This window comes from Roseateles sp. DB2, assembly GCF_051857535.1.
Classification (GTDB): Bacteria; Pseudomonadota; Gammaproteobacteria; order Burkholderiales; family Burkholderiaceae_C; genus Roseateles_B.
In genome coordinates, this window is the sequence record NZ_JBPZGY010000005.1 from 124,414 (window position 1) to 147,505 (window position 23,092).

Genomic DNA, 23,092 nt, shown 5'->3' on the forward strand with positions numbered 1-23,092 from the left:
GGGTGAGCGAAGGAAGGGCGGGTGTCGAAAGGGGCCGGCTCACTTGACGGCACCGGCCGTCAGGCCGGCGATGAGTTGGCGTGAGGCCAGCATGAAGAGGGCGATCAGGGGCAGGGTGGCGACGGCAGCGCCTGCGATGAGGGCGCCCCATTCGGTGTCCACCGGGTTCTGCAGCAGGCGCAGGGCCAGGGGCAGGGTGAAATGCTCCGGGCTGCGCAGCACGATCAGCGGGCCCACGAAGTTGTTCCAGCTGCCGATGAAGCTGATGAGCCCGAGCGTGCCCAGGGCCGGCTTGAGCAGGGGCAGCACGATGCGCACGAAGAGGCCGAACTCGCCGCAGCCGTCCATGCGGGCGGCCTCGACCAGTTCACGGGGCACGGCGCTGCGCACGTACTGGCGCATCAGGAAGATGCCGAAGGCATTGGCCGCGCCGGGCAGGTACAGGGCCCGCGGCTCGTCGATCCAGCCCAGCAGGTCCATCACCATGAAGCTGGGAATCATGCTCATGAAGCTGGGCAGCAGCATGGTGCCCAGCACCAGCGCGAACAGCGGGCGCTTGAAGCGGAACTCGAACATCGCGAAGGCATAGCCGCCCATGGCGCAGAAGAGCAGCGTCAGGGCCGTGGACATCAGCGCCACGTAGAGGCTCCAGCCCACGCTGCGCCAGAAGGGGATGCGCTCGCCCAGCAGGCGCAGATTGGCCAGCAGGTCATCGCCGAACCACAGGGGCGGGGGCACGCTGAAGATGTCGGTCCGCGACTGCGTGGCGAAGACGAACATCACGTAGAAGGGCGCCAGCATCAGCAGGGCGCCGACGCCGACGAGGGCGTAGGCCAGCCACCGCGAGGTGTTCACAACAGGCCAGGTGCTCATCACGCACGCTCCTTGCCGAAGGCTCGGTGCAGGGCCGCCGTGGCCGCCGCGAGGACCGCGAACAGCAGCCACGACATCGCTGCCGCCGCGCCGAAGTCGTTGAAGTCGAAGGCCAGGCGGTAGAGGTAGACCGCGCTGCTCATGCCGGCCTGGTCATTGCCGCCGCGGCCGTTGGTCAGCACGAAGGGCTCCTCGAAGAGCTGCAGGCTGCCCACCACCGAGAGGGTGAAGCCGAAGAGCATCATGCTGCGCAGCCCCGGCAGGGTGATGTGCAGGAAGCGCTGCCAGGGGCTGGCGCCGTCCATGGTCGCGGCCTCGTACAGGTCCTTGGGGATGGTCTGCAGGGCGGCGAGGTAGAGCACGGTGTGGAAGCCCACGTAGCGCCAGAACACGACCAGGGCGATGGCGGGGCGCAGGCGGTCGGGGTCGTTGAGCCAGTCGATGGCCTGTGCGGGCAGCAGCAGGCCCAGGCCTGGCAGCTGGCGCAGGGCGCCGAGGCCGCTGTTGATCAGCCCGTAGTCGGTCGAGAACAGCGCGCTGAACAGGATGGCGATGGCCACCGTGGAGGTGATGTAGGGCAGGAAGTAGGCGCCCATCAGCGCATTGCGCCAGCGCTGGCCCAGGGCCTGCAGCCCGCAGGCCAGGGGCAGGGCTACCAGGTGCTGCGGCACGGCGCTGGCCACGCCCAGCCACACGGTGTTGCCCAGGGACTTCCAGAACCAGGCGTCCTTCAGCGCGAAGGCGAAGTTCTCCAGGCCCACCCACTCCATGGCCGCGAGGCCGCTGGTGGGCTCCCAGCGGTTCAGGGCCAGCCACAGCGAGAACAGCAGCGGGAAGAGGCCGAAGACGGCGAAGAGCAGCAGGAAGGGCGCCAGGAAGAGGTAGGGCGCGCCGGAGGGGCGGATGCGCAGGCGCTTCATCGCTGGGCCCTCGTCTGCAGCAGGCGCTCGGCGTCACCCAGGGCGCTGGCGATGTCCTTGCCGCGGGTCAGGACCTTGTCCAGTTCGGTGTTGATGACCTCGTCGGCGAAGGCGTCCTGGCGGTGCACGGCCACGGGCGTGATCCGCCGCGCGGCCTCGCGCCACAGGTGCCGGGCCCGCTGGCCGCCGAGGAAGGCCACCGGCTCGTCGAAGAAGGGGTCCTCGAAGGTGTCGACCAGGGCGGGGAAGATGTCGTGCGTCTGGAAGGCGTCCAGCAGCAGGGTCTTGTTGAGGGTCAGGTCTTGCATGAAGTCCCAGGCCAGGGCCCGGCGGGCCGGATCGCCCTTGGCCGGCAGGGCGTAGAAGCTGCCGCCATAGGCCGCGAAGGCGCCTTCGGGGAGCTGGGCCGCGCGCCACAGGCCGCGGGTCTTGGGCGCCAGCCAGGAGCCCATGAAGCCCACCAGCCAGGCGCCTATCATCTGCGTGGCGATGAGGCCGCGGCGGAAGCCCTCGGTCCAGTCGCTGGACCAGTTGTAGACCTTGGCATCCAGGCCTTCGGCGCGCACCTGGCGGGCCAGCTCGAAGGCGCGCCGGAAGCGCGGGCCGTTGACCAGCACGCGGTTGTCCTCGCTGAAGTAGAGGCCCTCGCCGGGCGCCACGCCGGTGCGGATGAGGATGTCCTTCATGTCCCGCGCATGGGCCAGCAGGTAGGCGCCGGTCTTGCGGCGGATCTCGCGGCCGGCGGCCACATAGCCGGCCCAGCTGCCGTTGAGGTCCGAGGCCTGCAGGCCGGCGCGGCTGAGCAGGTCTTGGCGGTACAGCAGGGTGCCGGGGCCGATGTCCGAGGGCAGGGCCACCACCTCGCCGCGGCGGTTGCTGGCCTGGCCCCAGGTGTAGGGCACGAAGCGCTCGCGCAGGCGGTCCGCCTGGCAGGGCGCCTGGCGCAGGTCGAAGAGGCCGCGGCCCTGGGCGAAGCGGCCCACATAGCCCACCTCCAGCGCCATCAGGTCCGGCAGGTGGCTGCCGGTGGACAGCGCGGTGATCATGGCCGTGTGGTGGTCGTTCATCTCGCGGCTGATGACCTCCACCTCCACGCCGGGGTGGCGGGCCGTCCAGGCCGGCACGGCCGCGCGGACGATGGCGTCCAGCTTGGGATAGGCCGCGACGCTCAGCCGCTGCGGCGTGGCCGCCCGGCCGGCGCCGGCCCACAGGCCCAGGGCCAGCCCCAGGCCGGCCCGTCTTTGTCCATCTACCTGTTGTGCATCCACGCGCTGTGCGTCCACGTTGTCTCTCGTCTTTTTTCGGGCGCTGCATGGCGCCTCGGTGTCGTGGGCCGGAAGGCCGCGCCGGTCGATTCAGCTGGCTGCCGCCATTGATCGTGAAAGCGCTTTCAAACTATAGGGAAGCCAGATGCCGATGTCAATGGCGCAGGCCCGGTGGACCCCGCCTTTCCAGGGCTCAGGCCATGGCGTGCCCGGCCTTGGCCTGGGCCGCCGCACAGAATCGCCGCACATAGGCCTCATGGGCCGGCAGGGACTGCACCGTGTGTGCCACCTGCTCATGGAGACTGCCCAGGAACTGCCGCAGCTCGGCCTCGCCCATCAGGTCGGCCACGGGGTGATAGGCCTGGGGCGTCAGACCCTGGCCCAGCATGACCTGGATCCAGGAGTTCTCGGCGAAGAGCTCGTCGGCAGGGCGGAACACGCGGCCGGTCTGCGCGAAAAGGTCCAGGCGGTGGCGCAGGCTGGCCGGCACGGTCATCTCGCGGCAATGCGTCCACAGCGCCGATCCCTTGCGGGCATTGAGGTGGTAGTGCAGGACGATGAAGTCACGGATGTGCTCCAGGTCCTTCTGCGTCTGGCGGTTGAATTCCTCGATGTCGCAGGCCTGGATGCCGCCCGCCGGGAACATCTGCAGCAGGCGGATGGCCGCGCGCTGGATCAGGTGGATGCTGGTGGACTCCAGCGGCTCGATGAAGCCGCTCGAGAGGCCCACGGCGATGCAGTTCTTCTCCCAGGTCCGCAGGCGCTGGCCCGGCGTGAAGCGCAGCACCCGCGGCTGGATCAGCAGCTCGCCTTCCACGTGCTGGCGCAGCACCTCCGGCGCGTCGGCATCGGCCAGCAGCTGGCTGCTGTAGACCAGGCCATTGCCCACGCGGTGCTGCAGGGGGATGCGCCACTGCCAGCCGAAGTCGTGGGCGATGGAACGGGTGTAGGGCGGGGCCTCGCGCACGGCGGCGGTCTGCACGGCCACGGCGCGGTCGCAGGGCAGCCAGTGGGTCCAGTCCTCGTAGGCCACGCCCAGGGTCTCGCCCAGCAGCAGGGAGCGGAAGCCCGTGCAGTCGACGAAGAGGTCGCCCTCGACGAGGCTGCCGTCCTGCATGCGCAGGGCGCTCAGGGCGCCGTCCGGGCCGTCCGCGAGCACCTCGGCGATCTTGCCCTCCAGGCGCTGCACGCCGTGCTGCTCGGCGATCGTGCGCAGGAAGCGGGCATAGCGCGAGGCATCCAGGTGGTAGGCGTAGTTCAGCCCGTTGCGCGGCAGGTGCGCGAAGCGCTGGGCCTCGGCGGCGCGCAGCTCCAGGCAGTATTCGCCATAGGGCCGGGCCAGGCCCTGGCGCTGTCCCTTGAGCCAGAAGTGCTGGAAGCCGGCGCTCCAGTGGTCCTGGCCGGTACGGCCGAAGGCGTGGATGTAGGACTCGCCCGGCGCCTTCCAGCCTTCGAACTGGATGCCCAGCTTGAAGGTGGCCTGGGTGGCGGCCATGAACTCGGCCTCCTGGATGCCCATCAGCTCGTGGTAGGCGTGCAGGGCCGGGATGGTGGCCTCGCCCACGCCCACGGTGCCGATCTCCTCGGACTCCACCAGGCGGATCTGCAGCTGCTTCCCGAGCAGCTTGCCCATGAGGGCCGCGACCATCCAGCCGGCGGTGCCGCCCCCGGCGATGACGACGCGGCGCACGGCTTGCGAAGTGTGGAAGGGTGTCATGGGGAACCTCGTGGGATGGTCGCTCATCGGTTGAGCTTGTTCAGCAGCAGGGCGCGCAGGCGGCGGTGGGCGGTCTCGTCCAGCGGACCGAGCACGCCCCGGGCCTCGGGCGGGAGATGCGCCGCCGTCTCGGGGCCGGCGTCAAAGACGTAATGGTCGAACAGCGCGCGCCAGGCGTCGCGCTCGGCCGGCGGCAGGTCGCGCACGGTGGCCAGGGCCAGCCACAGGGCGCTCATGGGCGAATCCTGCCAGGCGGGCGTGCGGCGCCACCAGTAGTTGACGAGGCCGCTGAAGGGGTCCAGGGCCTGGACCTGGTGCCACCACTGGCTGGGGATGTAGAGCGCGTCACCGGCCTCCAGCGTCACCTTCTGCGCGCGGGCCTGGGCGGCGGCGTAGCGGGGGAAGCGCTGCAGGTCCGGCGCGGCGGCATCGACCAGGCTGATGGGCTGGCCGGCGGGCGTGAGGTCCAGAGGGCCGATGTAGAGATCGCCCACGGCATCCGGCGGATAGAGCGTGAAGCGGCGCCGGCCGCTGACGCAGCAGGCGATGTTGGCCGGCCAGTCCTGGTGGGCCGGCACGGTGACGCGGTTGCCCAGCCACAGGCTCACCAAGGGGGACTCCTCGGCCTCGAAGGCGAGCGGATGGTCCGCCAGCAGGCCGGGCAGGCAGGTCTCGACCGTGGTCGATCCCATGTAGACGGTGGACGGCGCGGGGTCGTCCAGCGCGGCCATCAGCTGGTCCAGCACCGTGCCGAAGGGCAGCAGGGCGCGGCTGAAGTTGAAGCCCTTGAAATCGGGTGTGTAGGCGATGCGGCCGGCGGTCTCCGGCGCCATCTGGTAGACGCCCACCGTGGCGTCCTGCCAGTGGCGGCGCAGCAGGGATGCGGCCTCGTGCGGGCCGCGGCGGGCGGCCTGCACCAGGGGCCAGTGCGAGACCAGGCCGCGCAGTACGCAGGGCTGCTCGCTGTCCGGCCCGCTGCCTGTCAGCGTGGCGGGAACCTGGCCCGGGATGCAGGGCAGCTCGCGCATCGCAGGCGTCTCAGGCGCGGCGCTGCTCGCGCTGCACGAGGTCGCCAAAGCGCGAGAGCGAGGCCACGGCCATCGCCAGCGGCAGCCAGTAGCCGCGCTCGTGAAGGTCGGCCACCACGGCGCCGGACAGGGCGTCCAGGCGCTCCTCGTGGATCACATGGAAGCCGCCGATGCGGCGCGTGCCGCCACCGGGCAGCGGCAGGTCCAGGGCCATGGGCTCCAGCAGTTCGAGCTGCAGCAGGGTATCGATGAAAGCCGGCAGGGTCTGCAGCCCTTCGTGCAGGGCCTGCAGCACGCTGATGCGATGCTCCAGCAGCGGCGAGAGGCCGCCCTGGGGCAGGAAGAGGGGTTCGCCACCCTGTTCGCTCAGACGGGGGCTGTCGAGGTCGATGTGCACGACCCATTGCGAGGCATCGCGGCCCACCATCAAGGGCTGGCGCTCCAGCGCCCAGGGCAGATGCGGCGCCTCCCAGCCCTGTGGGCCCAGGAAGAGGTTGCCGGCGCCGCTGAGGCTCATCAGGGCCACGGGCTGGAAGGGCAGCTCCCCGGTGCCAGCCTGGAAGACGATGGGAAAGCAGGCCTGCAGCAGGCGGAACTCCGCCGGCACCGTGGGCACGACCGGCAGGTCATCGCCCAGGGCGCGCGAGGGCGCGGGGTCCAGGCGCAGGGCCTGGTGGCTGATGTTGTCGAGCAGGGCGGGGCGCATGGCGGATCCGAGGCTGGCGTGGGCCGATGGTAGAGAGACAGGGATCCCGCCGGGAAGGGCAGGATCCCTGAGCGAGGGGCGCGTGGCGGCGCTCCCCAGTGCGGCGCTCAGTAGGTGTAGCGCGCACCGACCATGAAGCGGCGGCCGGTCTGCGTCACCGACTGCACCTCCAGGTGGGTGCGGCCGTGCGTGCGGATCACGCCGTCGTTCAGGTTGATCGCCTCGAACTGGAAGCTCAAGCGTGGGCTGTACTTGTAGCCGATGCTCAGATCCCACTGGCCATAGGGCTCGGTGTAGGACGGGCCGGAGCCGCCGTTCACCGCCGCATTGGTGCTGTTGAGGAACTCGCCGCGCCAGTTGTAGGCCATGCGCACGCTGTGGCGGTCGTCCTCGTAGAAGCCCACCAGATTGGCCGAGTTGCTGAGGCCCACCAGCGCGTTCTGGTCCTTCAGGTCCTCGTTCTTGAACTTCAGGCCCGAGCGCACATAGGTGTAGTTGGCGGCCAGCCCGAAGCCGCTGCGGCCGAAGGCATGCTGCACGTTGAGCTCCATGCCGTTGATGTGGTCGCTGCGCTGGTTGGTGGGCACGCTGATGTTGAACACCGCCAGCGGGTCGCCCGCCTGGCCGGCGATGGTGCCCAGGGCGTTGCCCGAGCCATCCACGCCGGTCTTCACGATGCCCATGCGGCCGTTGTAGGTGTTGAGCAGGTAGTTGCGCACGCAAGTCAGGTCCGCGCCGCCGCAGGCCGTGGACGCCTCCTTGAACAGCGCGCCGTTGATGGGCGAACTCAGGCTGAAGGGCGTCATCGGGACCACGCTGGTACCGATGTAGTTGCTGATGTTCTTGCGGAAGATGCCGATCGCGGCGTAGCTGCTCTTGGCGTAGTAGTACTCGGCCGAGACGTCGAAGTTCTTGGACAGCAGGGGCTTGAGGCCCGGATTGCCCTGGTTGCCCGAACCGCCACCGGCGCGGTACTCGGTCAGCGTCTGTCCGCCCTGGATCTTGTCCCAGCCGGGGCGGCCGATGGACTCGCCGAAGCTGGCGCGCACCTTCCACTGGCTGCTCAGCTCGGCCTCCCAGTCGATGCTGGGCAGCACGTAGCTGTACTTGCCGGAGAGGCTGGTGAAGCCAGGCGCGCCCTTGAGGATGGCGAACTCGTTGGCCGAGACCCACTGGATGCCCGTGGCGATGGGCACCAGGGCCTGCGATTCGACCTTGGTGCGCTCGTAGCGAAGGCCCAGGGCGGCGCTCATGGGCACACCCCAGTCGAAGTCGGCGCTGTACTGGACGAAGGCGCTGGTGCTGCGCTCCTGGGTGCGGCGGTCGTCGTCGAAGTTGTCGCTGGACTTGAACCACTTGTCGCTGCCGTCAGCCTTCACGGCGGCGTCCCGCACGGCATTGAAGTCCCAGACGAAGAAGTTGTTGACCATGGCCGAGCGGTCCACCGAGCCCATGGCGCGGCTGAAGTACTGCTGGATGGTGTCGGCCTGCCAGAGGGTGTCGGCGTAGTCGCTGGGCTTGTTGTGGCCGCCCCAGTCGTTCTGCTGGACATTGGCGAAGGCGGTGCGGTTGTTCACCTTGGTCAGTCCCACGCCGAAGTCCAGATTGGACGCGTCCGAGAGGGTGTACTTGCCCTTGATCTGCGCCTGGTCGATGGCATTGCGCATGTAGGCGTTGCGGAAGGACGAGCCCGTGACCTGCATGAGGCTGGCGCTGTCCGCCGGATTGCCCGAGAGGCCGATGCCCAGCACGGGGAACTTGCCGGAGAAGTCCACGCGGTCGCTGGCGCGGTTCTGCATGGAGACGCCCAGGGCGTTGTTGGTGCCGTAGGGGCTGTCGGCGCCAGCAGTGGCGACGGAGTGGTGGGCATCCAGCTCCAGCTTCAGGCGTTCCGAGGCGCGCCAGGCGGCGTTGAAGCCGGTGGAGTCGTTCTTGTTCTTGGTGCCGTAGTAGGCGCCGCCCATGGCCACGTCGGCCGGGCCGTTGGTGTAGAGCTCCGAGAAGATCAGGGGTGAGGCGATGGGGCCGTCCGCCCAGGTGGTCTTGTCGTAGGCGAAGTTGAACCAGGCCGAGAGCTCGCTGCGCTTGGTGTGGATCTTGTTCTCGGAGTAGGTCTTGTCCAGGGTCAGCGTCAGGTCCTTCATCGGGCGGTACTGCAGGACCAACTGGCCGTTGGTGCGGGTGCGCTCGATGCCGTTCATGCTGTACATGAGGTTCTGGGGCACCTCGTACAGGTCGGTCAGCTTGGGACGGTTGGTGATCTTGCTGGCGCCCGGCTCGGTGGGCAGGGGCAGGGCCGTCCAGTCATTGGCATTGGCCAGGTTGCCGGGCTTGCTGTACCAGCCATTGGGCACGCCGGCCTGGTTGTAGCCGGAATTGCGCTTCTGCAGGCTGCCGCTAAGGGCGATGCCGAAGGTGCCGTCGGCGAAGACCTGGCTGTAGATGCCCGAGAGCTCCGGCGTGGTCTGCGAGCCGGCGATCAGGCCGGGCAGGCGCTTGTTGGAGTCGTCGCTGACCAGCTTGGCACCGAGGCTGGCCACGGTCTTGGGGTTGTCCAGCGGCCGGGCCGTCTTGATGTTGATGGTGGCGCCGATGCCGCCGGTGGGGTTCTCCGAGCGGCCGGTCTTGTAGACCTCCAGCGCCGCCACGCCTTCCGAGGCGAGGTTGGCGAAGTCGAAGGAGCGCGCGTTGGAGGCCGTGGTGTCGGCCAGGTTGGCGGCCGGCATCTGGCGGCCGTTGAGCAGCACCAGGTTGAAGTCGGGGCCCACGCCACGCACCGTCACCCGCGAGCCCTCGCCGTTGGCGCGGTCGATGGACACGCCGGCGATGCGCTGCATGGACTCGGCCAGATTGGTGTCCGGGAACTTGCCGATGTCCTCGGCCACGATGCCGTCCACCACGCCTTGCGCCTTGCGCTTGAGGTCCAGGGAGCTGTCCAGGCTCTTGCGGATGCCGGTGATCACGACGGTGTCCAGCTGCGCGCTGTCGTCCTTCTTGGCGGGCTCGGCCTGCTGGGCATGCAGGGTCGGGGCGATGAGAACGGCGCAGGCAGCGGCCAGCCGGCTCAGGGGCACGACGTGGCGGCGGCGCGGGTTGCGGGTCATGGGTCTGTCTCCTGGTGGTATTGGTGTGGCAGCAGGGGCGCTTCTAACCCTGCTGCATTGAAAGCGCTTTCAAATAGTAGCGCCAGCCACCAAGCGATGTGACCTAGGCATCACCCTAATACGGATGTGCTGCCCGGCAACAAAGCAACAGCGGCCCGCCAGGGCAGGCTGCAGCGGAGTGAAACCGATTTCTGGCGGCGCCTTCAGCGGCTGGCGCCGCGGGCCAGGGCGGCCACGGAGTCGCGCTCCACGAGGCGGGGCTCGGGCAGCTTGAGGGTGGGCTTGCCGCCGGCCAGCATCTCCAGCAGGGCCTGGGCGGTGAGCCGGCCCAGTTCCAGGCTGGCCTGGTGCACGGTGGTGAGGGGCGGGGTCATGTGCATGGCCAGGGCCAGGTCGTCGAAGCCCACCAGGGAGACGTCCTGCGGCACGCGCAGGCCGGCCTTGTGCAGGGCCACGGCGGCGCCCATGGCCATCTGGTCATTGGCGGCGAAGAGGGCGCTGAAGCGCTGCGGGCTGGCCAGCAGGCGCTCCGCGGCCTGGCGGCCGCCTTCCTCCAGGTAGTTGCCGCATTCCACCAGGGCGGGGCGGAAGGGGATGCCGGCCGCCTCCAGCGCGGCCTGGTAGCCGGCCAGGCGCTCGCGGGCGTCGGAATGGCTCTGGTCGCCGCCGATGTGGGCGATGTCCCGGTGCCCCCGCGCGATCAGGTGCTGGGTGGCCAGGCGCGCGCCCTCGCGGTGGTCGTAGTCCATGGCGTAGACATTGGGCGCCTTGATGCTGCGCCCCGTCACCACGGTGGGCACCTGCTTGGCCAACTGGCGCAGGGCGGTGTCGCCCACCCGGCCGTTGAGGATGATCATGCCGTCCACGCGGCGGCCCATGAGGGTGTCGATGCAGCGCTGCTCCACCTCCACGTCCCAGTGGCCGCTGACGAAGAGGGCGCTGTAGTGCGCCTCGCTGAGCGTCTCCTCGATGCCGCGCATGGCGACGCCGAAGAAGGGGCTGTCAATGAACTGGGTGATCACGCCGATGCTCATCGTGCGCCCGCCGGCCAGGCCGCGGGCGATGGGGTTGGGCACGAAGCCCAGCTCTGCAATGGCGCGGTCCACCGCCGCCTTCTTCTCCGCGCTCACCACCGCCGTGCCGTTGAGGATGCGGGAGACCGTGCTGGGCGACACGCCGCTGGCCTCGGCCACCATGCCGAGCGTGACGGGGCCGGACTTGCGGGCCGAGGGCGGTGCGGGGGTTCGAGCCATGGGCGTAGCGGTATGAAAGCGTTTGCGTGAACGTTGGGGGCGAGTGTAAGGGCAGCTTTCGCCGACTGCTTCTGCGGCTCCGCGCTCCTCGGGGGGGGGGGGCTCCGGGAAAGCCCCCAATCCCTGCCCCCGCAGTTCATCCAGCACTTTTAGTGCGATCCGCAAGTCCTTATTTTTGAACGACTTTTTTTCTGCGGCGTGGTGGTGAAATCAACTGTAAGTGATTGATTTCATTGAACTTTTTTCCGATTTTCCTTGACCTGGCTGAAGTCGGTTAGTAAAGTGGGAGAAATTGTCAGATTGTGGGTCGCTGTGGCGAATTACGTGTTTCAAGGGGCGAGTGCCTTGGCGATGGACGCCAAGGGGCGCTTGACCGTCCCTACACGCCACCGCGAGCTGCTGCAGGGCCTGTGCAACGGCCAGCTGACCATCACCAAGCACCCCGAGGGCTGCCTGATGGTCTTCCCCCGCCCGGCCTGGGAAACCTTCCGTGACCGCATCGCCGCGCTGCCCATGTCGGCGGCCGGCTGGAAGCGTGTTTTCCTGGGCAATGCCCAGGACGTCGAGATCGACAGCGCCGCCCGCGTGCTGATCGCCCCTGAACTGCGTGCCAGCGCCAGCCTCCAGAAGGACGTGATGCTGCTGGGCATGGGCAGCCACTTCGAGCTCTGGGACGCCGCGGCCTATGCCGCCCACGAGGCCCAGGTCATGCAATCCGAGCTGCCGGACGCGCTCAAGGACTTCAGCTTCTGATCATGAGCGCCACCACCGCCCCCGCCCCCGAGCCCTTCAAGCACACCACCGTCCTCCTGAATGAGACGGTCGAAGGTGTGCTTCACAGGCCGGACGGCATCTATGTGGATGGCACCTTCGGCCGTGGCGGGCATTCACGCCTGCTGCTGAGCCGGCTGGGCCCGGACGGCAGGCTGATCGCCATCGACCGGGACCCCGAGGCCATCGCGGCCGCCACCTCAGGCGAGACGCGGGTCGAGGACCCGCGTTTTTGCATCTGCCACGCCCCCTTTGCCCAGATGGGCGAGGAGCTGGAGCGCCTGGGCGTGCACGCCATCGACGGCCTGATGCTGGACCTGGGCGTCTCCAGTCCGCAGATCGACAACCCCGAGCGTGGGTTCAGCTTCCGTTTCGACGGCCCGCTGGACATGCGCATGGACACGACCCGCGGCGAGAGTGCCGCGGATTTCCTGGCCCGTGCCGACGAGCGCCAGATTGCTGAGGTGATACGCGACTATGGCGAAGAACGGTTTGCTCTCCCGATTGCAAAGGCGCTTGTTGCTCGCCGGGAAGGCGGGAGCCCTGTTCGAACAACCGCCGAGCTTTCCAAAGTCGTGGCTGGTGCGGTCAAAACCCGCGAACCGGGCCAGGACCCTGCAACGCGCACATTTCAGGCTCTACGGATACTCGTCAACGCCGAGCTTGAGGAGCTCGAGCAGGGGCTGAAGTCGGCCCTGCGCCTGCTGCGCCCGGGTGGCCGCCTGGCGGTGATCAGCTTCCACTCGCTGGAAGACCGCATCGTCAAGAACTTCATCGCCCAGCACAGCAAGGACGTGGTCGACCGCCGCGCGATGTTCGCCGCGCCCAAGCCCCTGGTCCTGAAGGCCCTGGACCGCATCAAGCCCAGCGAGGCCGAGGTCCGGGCCAATCCGCGCTCGCGCTCCGCCATCCTGCGGGTGGCTGAGCGCACGGACGCGCCCCTGGTCGAAGCGCCGGCCGCCACCAAGCCGGGCAGGCGCAAGGGAGGCCGCTGATGTGGTCTCGCATCACGCTGGTGCTGTTGGCTGCGGTGATGGTTTCGGGCTACTACCTGGTGCGCAGCAGCTATGAGGCGCGCCGTCTCTTCACCGAGGTCGACCGCGCCCAGAACGAGGGCCGCAAGCTGGAGGCCGACCACCAGCGCCTGCTGGCCGAGCGCCATGCCCAGGCCACCAACCTGCGCGTGGAGCAGGTCGCCCGCGAGCGCCTGAAGATGCGCGCCGTTTCGCCCGCCATCACCCAGACCGTGGAGCTGAGTGGACGTCCGGCCTCGGCCGCCGCTGGGGGCCAGCCATGAGCACCAAGCGCCCGGCTGGCAATGCCCTGAGCCCGCGTGGCGTCAACTACGCCACCAGCCCGCTGCTGGCCGCCAAGACGCCGCCCTGGCGCTCGCGCTTCCTCGTCGCCCTGGTGGGCCTGGCCTTTGCCGGGCTGCTGGGGCGCGCCGTCTATGTGCAGCTGATCGCACAGGACTTCTTCCAGCGCCAGGGCGAGGCCCGCTACGCCCACACCCTGGAGCTGCCCGCCAGCCGCGGCCAGATCAAGGACCGCAGCGGCCAGGTGCTGGCCTCCAGCGTGGCTGTGCCTTCCATCTGGGCCTTCCCCAAGGACGTCGACACCGACCCCGACAAGCGCCGCGAGCTGGCCCGCATCCTCAAGATCAGCCCGCAGGAGCTGGACAAGCGCCTGGACCCGTCCAACCGCTTTGTCTTCCTGCGCCGCCAGGCCGACGACGACACCGCCGCCCGGATCAAGGCGCTCAACCTCAAGGGCATCTTCCAGGACCGCGAGTACAAGCGCCAGTACCCCGAGGGCGAGTCTGCCGCGCACATCGTCGGCTTCACCAACCTGGAAGAGCGTGGACAGGAAGGCATCGAACTGGCCTTTCAGAAGGCGCTGCAGGGCCGCGACGGCAGTCGTGCCGTGGTCAAGGACCGTCTGGGCCGCGTGGTGGAAGACATGGGCGAGCGCGTGCCGGCCAGCAATGGCCGGGACATCCAGCTCTCCATCGACGCCAAGGTGCAGTTCTTCGCCTATCAGCGCATCCGCGACGCCGTGGCCGAGCACCGGGCCAAGGCCGGCTCCGTGGTGGTGCTGGACGTGCAGACCGGCGAGGTCCTGGCCCTGGCCAATTGGCCCAGCTACAACCCGGGCGACCGCCAGAACCTGCTGGGCGAGCAGCTGCGCAACCGCGCGCTGACCGACGTCTTCGAGCCCGGCTCGACGATGAAGCCCTTCACCATCGGTCTGGCCCTGGAGACTGGTCGCGTGCGCCCGGACACCGTCATCAACACCGCCCGCGGCGCCGTGATGATCGCCGGCTGGTCGCCCACCGACGTCCACCCCTATGGCGACCTCACGGTGGCCCAGGTCATCCAGAAGTCCAGCAACGTGGGCACGGCCAAGATCGCCATGCAGATGCCGGCCCGCGAGATGCACGAGATGTTCACCGCCATCGGCCTGGGCCAGCGCCCGCAGCTGGAGTTCCCCGGCGCGATGACTGGCAAGCTGCGCCCCTACAAGAGCTGGCGGCCCATCGAGCAGGCCACCATGAGCTACGGCTACGGCCTCTCGGCCTCGCTGTTCCAGCTGGCCCGGGCCTACACGACCTTCGCGCGGGACGGCGAGGTGATCCCCATCACCATCATGAAGCGGCCCACGAGCGAGCCGGTGAGCGGCCTGCGCGTCTTCAAACCCGAGGTCGCCCAGCAGGTGCGCGCCATGCTGCAGACGGCCGCCGCCCCGGGCGGCACGGCACCGGCGGCCATGGTCCCGGGCTACAGCATCGGCGGCAAGTCCGGCACCGCGCACAAGCAGGAAGGCAAGGGCTATGCCGGCCACAAGTACCGCTCCTGGTTCGTGGGCCTGGCGCCCATCAGCAAACCGCGCATCGTGGTCGCGGTGATGGTGGACGAGCCGAGCAACGGCGTCTATTTCGGCGGCGCCGTGGCCGCCCCGGTCTTCAGCCAGGTCGTGGCCCAGACCCTGCGCCTGATGGGCGTCCAGCCGGACCTGGATGTCAAAACACAGATCGTCGCGAGCCAGAAGCTCGAGGCGGTGGAAGAGAGCTTCTGAGCATGCTGACCCGTCTCAAATCCCCCGAGGCTGCCGCCCGCTGGCTCCAGGAATGGACCACGGGCGCCCTGCGTACCGACAGCCGCCTGGTCCAGCCCGGTGATGCCTTCATCGCCTGGCCCGGCTACGCGCGCGACGGCCGTGCCTACGTGGCCGCCGCCCTGGCTGCCGGCGCTGCGACCTGCTTGGTGGAGGACGAGGGCGTCGAGGCCTTCGGCTTCGTGGACGCCCGCGTGGCCTCTCTGCCCGGCCTGAAGAGCCGCACCGGCGCCATCGCTGCCCAGTACTACGGCCAGCCCAGCCAGGCGCTGCCCGTGGTCGCCACCACCGGCACCAATGGCAAGACCTCCACCGCCTGGTGGTCCGCGCAAGCCCTGACCCTGCTGGGCCAGCGCTGCGGCGTGATCGGCACCCTGGGCGTGGGCGTGCCGCCCATCCCGGGCACAGCACAAGGCGCCGTCATCGAGTACACCGGCCTGACCACCCCTGACCCCGTGATGCTGCAGCAGGCCTTCGCCCGCATGCGCGACGAGGGCTTCGGCGCCTGCGCCATCGAGGCCTCGTCCATCGGCATCAAGGAGCACCGCCTGGACGGCACGCAGGTCCGCGTGGCGCTCTTCACCAACTTCACCCAGGACCACCTGGACTACCACGGCAGCATGGCCGCCTACTGGGAGGCCAAGCGCGAACTCTTCGGCTGGAGCGGTCTGCAGGCGGCGGTGATCAATGCCGACGACGCGCAGGGCGCGGCCCTGGCGGCTGAGCTGCAGTCGCAAGGCACGCTGGACCTCTGGACCTACGGCCTGAACCGCAGCGATGTGCGCCTTTCGGCCCATGAGCTGCACTACCGCGCCGGCGGCCTGGCCTTCACGCTGAGGGAGCAGGAGGGCGGCGAGCACCTGGTCGAGACCGGCCTGATCGGCGAATACAACGTGGCCAATTTGCTGGCCGTGATCGGCGGGCTGCGTGCCCTGGGCCACACGCTGGACGCCATCGTGCCGGTGGCCGGCCTGGTGACGCCAGTGCCCGGCCGCATGCAGCGCGTGGGCAACGGCCGCGAGCTGCCGCAGCTGGTGGTCGACTACGCCCACACGCCCGACGCCCTGGAGAAGGCCCTGGCCGCACTCTCGCCCCTGGCCGAAGCCCGTGGCGGGAAACTGGTCTGCGTGTTCGGCTGCGGCGGCGACCGCGACCGGAGCAAGCGCCCGCAGATGGGCGCCATCGCTGCCCGCCTGGCCGGCCAGGTGGTGGTGACCAGCGACAACCCCCGCACTGAAGACCCGGCGCATATCCTCGCCGACATCGTGGCTGGCCTGCCTGCAGGCGCCGCTCACAGCGCCCTGGTGGACCGCCGCGTGGCCATCCGTGAGGCGGTGCTGGGCGCGCAGCCGTCCGACGTGATCCTGGTGGCCGGCAAGGGCCACGAGGACTACCAGGAGATCCAGGGCCAGCGCCAACCCTTCTCCGACGTGGAGGAGGCGCGTGCCGCCCTGATCGAGAGGGCCGGCCTGTGAGCACTGCCTGCCTCATGACCCTGGCCCAGGCCCACGCCCTGCTGCAGCCCCTGCTGCCGCAGGCCCGGCTGGTGGGCGACGGTGCCACCCTGCTGCAGCGCGTGCACAGCGACACCCGCAGCCTGAAGCCCGGCGACCTCTTCGTTGCCCTGCGCGGCGAGCGCTTCGACGCCAACGACTTCCTCGCCCAGGCCTGCGAGGCTGGTGCGGCAGCGGCACTGGCCGAGCGCGGTCTGGAGGCCGCCGGCCTGCCCGGCATCGAGGTGCCGGACGCCAAGGTGGCCCTGGGCCTGCTGGCTCAGGCCTGGCGTGCGCGCCTGCAGTTGCCCGTCATCGCCGTGACCGGCAGCAATGGCAAGACCACGGTCACGCAGATGATCGCCAGCATCCTGACGGCCTGGCTGGGCGAGGACGCCCTGGCCACGCAAGGCAATCTGAACAACGAGATCGGCGTGCCCCTGACCGTGCTGCGCCTGCGCCAGGACGACACCCGCTGGCACCGTGCCGCGGTGATCGAACTGGGCATGAACCACCCCGGCGAGATCGCTCCGCTGGCCGCCATGGCCCAGCCCACGGTGGCCCTGGTCAACAACGCCCAGCGCGAGCACCAGGAGTTCCTGGGCACGGTGGAGGCCGCCGCGCGGGAGAACGGCGAGGTGATCCGCGCCCTTCCCGTCACCGGCGTGGCCGTGTTCCCGGCAGAGGACGCCTGCGCGCCCGTCTGGCATGAGCTGGCCGGCGCGCGCGCGCAGCTGAGCTTCGCCCTGCAGGGCCTGGCCGACGTGACCGGCCGCGCGCAATGGGTGGACGCTGGCCACTGGGCCCTGGAGCTGCACTCGCCCGCGGGTGAGGCACCTGTCGTGCTGTCGGTCGCCGGCCTGCACAACGTGCGCAATGCCCTGGCCGCCAGCGCCTGCTGCCTGGCCGCGGGCGTGCCGCTGGCCTTCGTGGTGCAGGGCCTGGAGGCCTTCCGCCCGGTCAAGGGTCGTTCGGCCCTGCGCCGGATCCAGCGGGCCGGGCAAGACCTGACCCTCATCGACGACAGCTACAACGCCAACCCGGACAGCGTGCGGGCGGGTATCGAGGTCCTGGCCGACCTGCCCGGCAGCGGCTGGCTGGTGCTGGGCGACATGGGCGAGGTCGGTGACCAGGGCCCGGAATTCCACCGCGAGGTGGGGGCTTATGCGGCCCAGCGGGGCCTGGCCGCGCTGTGGTGTGCGGGGCCGGCGGCGGCCCATGCGGCGGCGGCCTTTGAGGCGTCGGAGGGCGCAGGCAGCCACAGGGGCTGCCGCGCCTTCGCGACGGTGGACGAGCTCATCGCGGCGCTGGACGCCGCACCGGAAGTCAAGAACGTGCTCGTCAAGGGATCGAGATTCATGCGCATGGAACGGGTGGTGGCGGCCTTGGCCGGCACGCAGGACCAAGGAGGCGCACATGCTGCTTAGTCTGGCGCAATGGCTGACCGGGATGTTCCCCGAGTGGGGCTTCCTACGGCTTTTCAACTACATCACCTTCCGCGCGGTGATGGCGGCCATGACGGCCCTGCTGATCGGCCTGGCCTTCGGGCCCTGGGTGATCCGCCGCCTGACCGAGATGAAGATCGGCCAGCCCATCCGCGAGTACGGGGTGCAGCAGCACCTGGCCAAGAGCGGCACGCCCACCATGGGCGGGGTGCTGATCCTGATCGGCATCGGCATCTCCACCCTGCTGTGGTTCGACTGGTCCAACCGCTTCGTGTGGGTGGTGATGCTGGTCACCATGGGCTTCGGCGCCATCGGCTGGGTCGATGACTGGCGCAAGGTGGTCTACAAGGACCCCGAGGGCATGAAGAGCCGCGAGAAGTTCTTCTGGCAGTCCCTGATCGGCCTGATCGCAGCGCTGTACCTGGCCTTCTCGGTCTCAGAGACCAGCTTCCTGGGCGTGGTGCAACTCTTCTTCCGCTGGATCTCCAGTGGCTTCTCCACCGAGCTGCCGCCCAAGGCCGACCTGATGGTGCCCTTCTTCAAGACGGTGAGCTATCCGCTGGGCGTCTTCGGCTTCATCGGCCTGTCCTACTTCGTCATCGTGGGCACCAGCAATGCGGTGAACTTCACCGACGGCCTGGACGGCCTGGCCATCATGCCGGTGGTGCTGGTGGGCTCGGCCCTGGGCATCTTCGCCTACCTGACCGGCTCTACCGTCTATTCCAAGTACCTGCTGCTGCCCTACATCCCCGGGGCCGGCGAGCTGCTGATCTTCTGCGGTGCACTGGCGGGGGCAGGTCTTGCCTTCTTGTGGTTCAACACCCACCCGGCCCAGGTCTTCATGGGCGATGTCGGCGCCCTGGCGCTGGGCGGCGCCCTGGGGACCCTGGCCGTGATCACGCGCCAGGAGATCGTGCTCGGCATCATGGGCGGCGTCTTCGTGGCCGAGGTGCTCTCGGTGATGCTGCAGGTGAGCTGGTTCAAGTACACCAGGAAGAAGTTCGGCGAGGGCCGGCGCATCTTCAAGATGGCGCCGCTGCACCACCACTTCGAGAAGTCGGGCTGGAAGGAGACGCAGGTCGTCGTGCGCTTCTGGATCATCACCATGCTGCTGTGCCTGATCGGCCTGTCCAGCCTGAAGCTGCGCTGAGGCCATGCGACACCTCAAGGACCTGAGCCTGCTGATCCTGGGTCTGGGAGACTCCGGCCTGGCCATGGCCGCCTGGGGCGCGAAGCATGGCGCGGCGCGTATCCAGGTCTGGGACTCGCGCGCGCAGCCGCCGCAACTGGCCGCCCTGCGCGAGCAACTGCCCGCGGCCGAGTTCTTCCATGGCGAGCTGCCGGACTCGGCGCTGCAGGGCGTGCAGCTGATGCTCAAGAGCCCCGGCCTCTCGCCGCTGGACACCCGCCTCGTGCCCCTGCTGTCGCTGGCCAAGGCCACCGGCATCCCGGTGCAGGGCGAACTGGATCTCTTCGCCCGTGCCCTGGCCGATCTGAAGGCCGAGCGCCGCTACGAGCCCGCTGTGCTGGCCATCACCGGCACCAATGGCAAGACCACCACCACCTGCATGACGGCCCTGCTGGCTGAGCGCGCGGGCAAGCGCGTGGCCGTGGCCGGCAATATCGGCCCCAGCATGCTGGGCCTGCTGGGTGCGGCCATGGACCTGGAGCCGGCATCGGCGGCCGTTGAGGGACCCGAGGCATCGGCCGAGGAGGACACGCTGCCGCTGGAAGCCGCCAGCGAGTTGAGCACCGAGGCCCCGCAGGCCGAGGCGCTGCCGGTGGCGGAGGAGGGCGAGGATCCGGACGAAGCCGCCGCCGAAGCCGTCGCCGAAGCCGCTCCTGGCGAGATGCTGGCCGATGACGCCGCGCCAGCGGCCGCCGAGATCGCTGAGATCGCCGGTGCCGAGGCTCAGGCCGAGGTCCCGCTCTTGCCGGCCGAGGAGCCCACCGCCCTCGAGGCCGTCGCCGCCCTGCTGGACGAGCAGCCCCTGCCCATCAAGCCGCCGCCGCCGAAGCCGCCGGTCTTCGAGCACCTGCCCGAGGTCTGGGTGCTGGAACTCTCCAGCTTCCAGCTCGACACGGTGGTGGGTTTCGAGCCCACCGCCGCCGCCGTGCTGAACCTGACCCAGGACCACCTGGACTGGCATGGCGACATGGCCGCCTACGGCCGTGCCAAGGCCCGCATCTTTGGCCAGCAGGCGCTGATGGTGATCAACCGCGACGACCCCGAGGTCGAGGCCATGGTGCCGGCCCCCGTACCCGTCAAGCAGGGGCGCGGTCGTCCCACGAAGCTGGTGTCACGCGATGTGGTGCGCTTCGGCCTCAACGCGCCCACGAAGCCCGGCGACTACGGCCTGGTGGTTGAGGGCGGCATGGCCTGGCTCGTGCGCGCCCGCGAGTCCGATGACACCGTGAAACGGCGCAAGGACGAGCCCGAGGAAATCCTGCTCCAGCGCCTGATGCCTGCCGACGCCCTGCGCGTGCGTGGCCGCCACAACGCAGCCAACGCCCTGGCCGCGCTGGCCTTGGCCTCCGCGGCCGGCTGTGCGCTGGCCCCCATGCTGCACGGCCTGCGCGAGTACCGTGGCGAGCCACATCGCGTGGAGTACGTGGCCACTGTGCGTGGTGTGGACTTCTATGACGATTCCAAGGGCACCAACGTCGGCGCTACTGTGGCAGCCATCAAGGGTCTGGGGGCCGATCGTGCGCCTGCGAAGCTCGTGATGATCCTGGGCGGCGACGGCAAGGGCCAGGACTTCTCTCCCCTGCGTGAAGGCCTGGCCGAGCACGCCCGCGCCATTGCCCTGATCGGCCGCGATGCGCCCGAACTGACCGCCGTGCTGGACGGCCTGGACCTGCCCCTGCAGACGCACGAGAGCCTGGAAGCCGCCACCCGCTGGTGTCTGGATCAGGCCCAGGGGGGGGACAGCGTGTTGCTGAGCCCGGCCTGCGCCTCGCTGGACATGTTCCGCAACTATGCCCATCGCGCCGAGGTCTTCGTGGCTACGGTGCAGGAGCTGGCGAACGAGGAGGGCCTGGCCTGATGGCTGCCGACGCACTCCTGGGCCTGGGCGCCAAGCTTCGCGGCCTCCTTGGTCGCAGCGCAGCTCACGACACCGGCGCCGCCGAGACCGTGCCCGTGCGCGACTGGGTCTCCACCTCGGCCGGCCAGCCCACGCGCCTGCAGGGCTTTGACATCACCCTGCTGTGGGTGGTGCTGGCCATGATGGCCCTGGGTCTGCTGATGGTCTATTCGGCCTCCATCGCGATGCCGGACAACCCCAAGTTCGCCAAGTACCTGCCCACGCACTTCCTGACCCGACACATCGTGGCCATCAGCCTGGGCCTGCTGGCCGGGTTGATCACGGTGCAGCTGCCGGTGAGCACCTGGGAGAAGGTGGCGCCCTGGCTCTTCGTGGCCTCCCTGGTGCTGCTGGTGGCGGTGCTCATCCCGCATGTGGGCAAGGGCGTCAATGGTGCGCGGCGCTGGTTGCCGTTGGGGGTGATGAACTTCCAGCCCTCTGAGCTGGCCAAGCTGGGCATCGCCATGTACGCGGCCAGCTACATGGTCCGCAAGATGGATGTGAAGGAGAACTTCTTCCAGGCGGTCTGGCCCATGGCCGTCTCGCTGGCGGTGGTGGGCGTGCTGCTGCTGGCCGAGCCGGACATGGGCGCCTTCATGGTGATCGCGGCGATTGCCATGGGCATCCTCTTCCTGGGCGGCGTCAACGGGCGCATGTTCTTCCTGATCGTGGCGGTGCTGATCGGTGCCTTCGTGCTGATGATCACCTTCAGCGAGTTCCGCCGCGAGCGCATCTTTGCCTACCTCAACCCCTGGGACGAGAAGTACGCCCAGGGCAAGGCCTACCAGTTGACCCACTCGCTGATTGCCTTCGGTCGCGGCGAGTTCTTCGGCCAGGGCCTGGGCGGCAGCCTGGAGAAGCTGCACTACCTGCCCGAGGCCCACACCGACTTCCTGCTGGCCGTGATCGGCGAGGAGCTGGGCTTCGTTGGTGTGGCCATCGTGATCTTCGGCTTCTTCTGGCTGACCCGCCGCATCTTCCACATCGGCCGCCAGGCCATCGCGCTGGACCGCGTCTTCGCGGGGCTCTATGCGCAGGGCATAGGTATCTGGGTGGGCGCTCAGTCCTTCATCAACATGGGTGTGAACCTGGGCGCGCTGCCAACCAAGGGGCTGACGCTGCCGCTGCTGAGCTTCGGGGGCTCGGCGATCCTCATGAACTGCGTGGCCCTGGCGATCGTGCTTCGCATCGACATCGAGAACCGGCAGCTGATGCGCGGGGGGCGTACATGAGCACCCGCCACCTCGTCATCATGGCGGCCGGTACCGGCGGCCACATCATCCCGGGCCTGGCCGTGGCCGAGGAGATGAAGCGCCGCGGCTGGAGCGTCAGCTGGATAGGCACCGAGACGGGCATGGAGAACCGCCTCGTGCCGCCCACCGGCATCCCTCTGGATCGCCTGGCCTTTGCCGGCCTGCGCGGCAAGGGCCTGCGCCATACCGTCACCGGCCTCTTCACGCTGGTCAAGGCCTTCGTGCAGTCGCGCATGGTCTACGTCACCCGCGACGCCGACGCCGTGCTGGGCATGGGAGGCTATGTCTGCGTGCCCGGCGGCTTCATGGCCTGGCTGATGCGCAAGCCCCTGGTCCTGGTCAATGCCGATGCCGCGCCGCTGATGTCCAACCGCCTGCTCAAGCCCTTTGCGCAGCGCATCGCCTTCGGCTTTGAGGGCGAGGCTGCCCAGGCCCTGGGCGACAAGGCCCTGGTCAGCGGCAACCCGGTGCGCGCCGCCATCGAGGCTCTGCCGGCACCTGCCGAGCGCTATGCAGGCCGCAGCGGCCCGCTGCGCCTGCTGGTGGTGGGCGGCTCGCTGGGTGCAAAGGCGCTCAACGACGTGCTGCCGCAGGCCCTGGCTTGCATGCCTGTCGAGTCACGGCCCCTGGTCGTGCACCAGACCGGCCAGGGCCAGCAGGCGGCGGTGCAGGCCGCATACAAGGCCGCCGGCGTGGAGGCTGACGTCCGGCCCTTCATCGACGACATGGCACAAGAGCTGTCCGCGTGCGACCTCATTCTCTGTCGCGCCGGCGCCGTGACGCTGAGCGAGCTGTGCGCCGCGGGCGTGCCGTCCATCCTCGTGCCCCTGGTCGTCAAGACCACCTCGCACCAGCGCGACAACGCGGCCTACATGGCCGAGAAGAACGCAGCCCTGCATCTGCCGCAAGCCGAGCTGACGCCTGAGCGCCTGCAGCAGCTGCTGGCCACCCTCACCCGCGAGCGCCTGTTGCAGCTCGCCACCCATGCCCGGGCCCTGGCCCGTCCCCAGGCGGCCTCGCGTGTGGCCGATGAAATCGAGCGGCTGGTGAAGCCCTGACAAAGC

General features: G+C 69.3%; 18 protein-coding genes. 10 read left to right on the forward strand and 8 right to left on the reverse strand.

Going from position 1 to position 23,092, the window contains the following annotated elements; all coding sequences use genetic code 11:
- Positions 1–39 precede the first annotated feature (39 nt).
- From ACS5PK_RS10025 to ACS5PK_RS10060, 8 genes are all read right to left on the reverse strand, one after another.
- Positions 40–873, reverse strand: coding sequence for a carbohydrate ABC transporter permease (locus ACS5PK_RS10025; RefSeq protein ID WP_439440091.1), 834 nt, complete (start codon positions 871–873; stop codon positions 40–42).
- A complete protein-coding gene (locus ACS5PK_RS10030) occupies positions 873–1,793 on the reverse strand; it encodes a carbohydrate ABC transporter permease (RefSeq protein ID WP_439440092.1) in 921 nt (306 codons plus the stop codon). The genes ACS5PK_RS10025 and ACS5PK_RS10030 overlap by 1 nt, the downstream gene beginning before the upstream one ends.
- Complete coding sequence (locus ACS5PK_RS10035) at positions 1,790–3,076, reverse strand: ABC transporter substrate-binding protein (protein WP_439440093.1); 1,287 nt, start codon at positions 3,074–3,076, stop codon at positions 1,790–1,792. Before ACS5PK_RS10035 ends, ACS5PK_RS10030 begins: the two co-directional genes overlap by 4 nt.
- A gap of 175 nt (positions 3,077–3,251) precedes the next feature.
- A complete protein-coding gene (locus ACS5PK_RS10040) occupies positions 3,252–4,775 on the reverse strand; it encodes a tryptophan halogenase family protein (protein ID WP_439440094.1) in 1,524 nt (507 codons plus the stop codon).
- Between the two features lie 23 nt (positions 4,776–4,798).
- The gene (locus ACS5PK_RS10045) at positions 4,799–5,803 is read right to left on the reverse strand and encodes a cupin-like domain-containing protein (RefSeq protein WP_439440095.1); all 1,005 of its coding nucleotides are present in this window, start codon (positions 5,801–5,803) and stop codon (positions 4,799–4,801) included.
- Positions 5,804–5,813: 10 nt separating this feature from the next.
- Positions 5,814–6,509, reverse strand: a complete 696-nt coding sequence (locus tag ACS5PK_RS10050; RefSeq protein ID WP_439440096.1) for a SapC family protein — start codon at positions 6,507–6,509, stop codon at positions 5,814–5,816.
- 107 nt (positions 6,510–6,616) lie between these two features.
- Positions 6,617–9,613, reverse strand: a complete 2,997-nt coding sequence (locus ACS5PK_RS10055) for a TonB-dependent receptor (protein ID WP_439440097.1) — start codon at positions 9,611–9,613, stop codon at positions 6,617–6,619.
- Positions 9,614–9,816: 203 nt separating this feature from the next.
- A complete protein-coding gene (locus ACS5PK_RS10060; RefSeq protein WP_439440098.1) occupies positions 9,817–10,866 on the reverse strand; it encodes a LacI family DNA-binding transcriptional regulator in 1,050 nt (349 codons plus the stop codon).
- A gap of 324 nt (positions 10,867–11,190) precedes the next feature.
- On the opposite strand from ACS5PK_RS10060, the gene mraZ reads away from it, so the two are divergent.
- Genes mraZ through murG form a run of 10 tightly spaced genes read left to right on the forward strand, consistent with a single transcriptional unit; the run spans position 11,191 to position 23,086 of the window.
- Complete coding sequence (gene mraZ / locus ACS5PK_RS10065) at positions 11,191–11,619, forward strand: division/cell wall cluster transcriptional repressor MraZ (protein WP_183104855.1); 429 nt, start codon at positions 11,191–11,193, stop codon at positions 11,617–11,619.
- Positions 11,620–11,621: 2 nt separating this feature from the next.
- The gene (gene rsmH / locus ACS5PK_RS10070) at positions 11,622–12,632 is read left to right on the forward strand and encodes a 16S rRNA (cytosine(1402)-N(4))-methyltransferase RsmH (RefSeq protein WP_439440099.1); all 1,011 of its coding nucleotides are present in this window, start codon (positions 11,622–11,624) and stop codon (positions 12,630–12,632) included.
- Complete coding sequence (ftsL, locus tag ACS5PK_RS10075) at positions 12,632–12,934, forward strand: cell division protein FtsL (protein WP_439440100.1); 303 nt, start codon at positions 12,632–12,634, stop codon at positions 12,932–12,934. The genes rsmH and ftsL overlap by 1 nt, the downstream gene beginning before the upstream one ends.
- Positions 12,931–14,712: a peptidoglycan D,D-transpeptidase FtsI family protein gene (locus ACS5PK_RS10080; protein WP_439440101.1), complete on the forward strand. Its 1,782-nt coding sequence runs from the start codon at positions 12,931–12,933 to the stop codon at positions 14,710–14,712. The genes ftsL and ACS5PK_RS10080 overlap by 4 nt, the downstream gene beginning before the upstream one ends.
- A 2-nt stretch (positions 14,713–14,714) precedes the next feature.
- Positions 14,715–16,226, forward strand: a complete 1,512-nt coding sequence (locus ACS5PK_RS10085) for a UDP-N-acetylmuramoyl-L-alanyl-D-glutamate--2,6-diaminopimelate ligase (RefSeq protein WP_439440102.1) — start codon at positions 14,715–14,717, stop codon at positions 16,224–16,226.
- A gap of 14 nt (positions 16,227–16,240) precedes the next feature.
- Positions 16,241–17,671 (forward strand): UDP-N-acetylmuramoyl-tripeptide--D-alanyl-D-alanine ligase, encoded by a 1,431-nt coding sequence (locus tag ACS5PK_RS10090; protein WP_439440348.1) that lies wholly within the window; start codon positions 16,241–16,243, stop codon positions 17,669–17,671.
- Positions 17,661–18,839 (forward strand): phospho-N-acetylmuramoyl-pentapeptide-transferase, encoded by a 1,179-nt coding sequence (mraY, locus tag ACS5PK_RS10095; RefSeq protein ID WP_439440103.1) that lies wholly within the window; start codon positions 17,661–17,663, stop codon positions 18,837–18,839. The genes ACS5PK_RS10090 and mraY overlap by 11 nt, the downstream gene beginning before the upstream one ends.
- 4 nt (positions 18,840–18,843) lie before the next feature.
- The gene (gene murD / locus ACS5PK_RS10100; protein ID WP_439440104.1) at positions 18,844–20,736 is read left to right on the forward strand and encodes a UDP-N-acetylmuramoyl-L-alanine--D-glutamate ligase; all 1,893 of its coding nucleotides are present in this window, start codon (positions 18,844–18,846) and stop codon (positions 20,734–20,736) included.
- The gene (ftsW, locus tag ACS5PK_RS10105) at positions 20,736–22,007 is read left to right on the forward strand and encodes a putative lipid II flippase FtsW (RefSeq protein WP_439440105.1); all 1,272 of its coding nucleotides are present in this window, start codon (positions 20,736–20,738) and stop codon (positions 22,005–22,007) included. Before murD ends, ftsW begins: the two co-directional genes overlap by 1 nt.
- A complete protein-coding gene (murG, locus tag ACS5PK_RS10110; protein ID WP_439440106.1) occupies positions 22,004–23,086 on the forward strand; it encodes an undecaprenyldiphospho-muramoylpentapeptide beta-N-acetylglucosaminyltransferase in 1,083 nt (360 codons plus the stop codon). The genes ftsW and murG overlap by 4 nt, the downstream gene beginning before the upstream one ends.
- Positions 23,087–23,092 lie beyond the last annotated feature (6 nt).

What these genes read in the sequence shown, in the direction of transcription:
- ACS5PK_RS10025 (WP_439440091.1), bottom strand. Translation starts at nt 873, where the DNA reads ATGAGCACCTGGCCTGTTGTGAACACCTCGCGGTGGCTGGCCTACGCC.
- ACS5PK_RS10030 (WP_439440092.1), bottom strand. Translation starts at nt 1,793, where the DNA reads ATGAAGCGCCTGCGCATCCGCCCCTCCGGCGCGCCCTACCTCTTCCTG.
- ACS5PK_RS10040 (WP_439440094.1), bottom strand. Translation starts at nt 4,775, where the DNA reads ATGACACCCTTCCACACTTCGCAAGCCGTGCGCCGCGTCGTCATCGCC.
- ACS5PK_RS10045 (WP_439440095.1), bottom strand. Translation starts at nt 5,803, where the DNA reads ATGCGCGAGCTGCCCTGCATCCCGGGCCAGGTTCCCGCCACGCTGACA.
- ACS5PK_RS10050 (WP_439440096.1), bottom strand. Translation starts at nt 6,509, where the DNA reads ATGCGCCCCGCCCTGCTCGACAACATCAGCCACCAGGCCCTGCGCCTG.
- ACS5PK_RS10055 (WP_439440097.1), bottom strand. Translation starts at nt 9,613, where the DNA reads ATGACCCGCAACCCGCGCCGCCGCCACGTCGTGCCCCTGAGCCGGCTG.
- ACS5PK_RS10060 (WP_439440098.1), bottom strand. Translation starts at nt 10,866, where the DNA reads ATGGCTCGAACCCCCGCACCGCCCTCGGCCCGCAAGTCCGGCCCCGTC.
- rsmH (WP_439440099.1), top strand. Translation starts at nt 11,622, where the DNA reads ATGAGCGCCACCACCGCCCCCGCCCCCGAGCCCTTCAAGCACACCACC.
- ftsL (WP_439440100.1), top strand. Translation starts at nt 12,632, where the DNA reads ATGTGGTCTCGCATCACGCTGGTGCTGTTGGCTGCGGTGATGGTTTCG.
- ACS5PK_RS10080 (WP_439440101.1), top strand. Translation starts at nt 12,931, where the DNA reads ATGAGCACCAAGCGCCCGGCTGGCAATGCCCTGAGCCCGCGTGGCGTC.
- ACS5PK_RS10085 (WP_439440102.1), top strand. Translation starts at nt 14,715, where the DNA reads ATGCTGACCCGTCTCAAATCCCCCGAGGCTGCCGCCCGCTGGCTCCAG.
- ACS5PK_RS10090 (WP_439440348.1), top strand. Translation starts at nt 16,241, where the DNA reads ATGACCCTGGCCCAGGCCCACGCCCTGCTGCAGCCCCTGCTGCCGCAG.
- mraY (WP_439440103.1), top strand. Translation starts at nt 17,661, where the DNA reads ATGCTGCTTAGTCTGGCGCAATGGCTGACCGGGATGTTCCCCGAGTGG.
- murD (WP_439440104.1), top strand. Translation starts at nt 18,844, where the DNA reads ATGCGACACCTCAAGGACCTGAGCCTGCTGATCCTGGGTCTGGGAGAC.
- ftsW (WP_439440105.1), top strand. Translation starts at nt 20,736, where the DNA reads ATGGCTGCCGACGCACTCCTGGGCCTGGGCGCCAAGCTTCGCGGCCTC.
- murG (WP_439440106.1), top strand. Translation starts at nt 22,004, where the DNA reads ATGAGCACCCGCCACCTCGTCATCATGGCGGCCGGTACCGGCGGCCAC.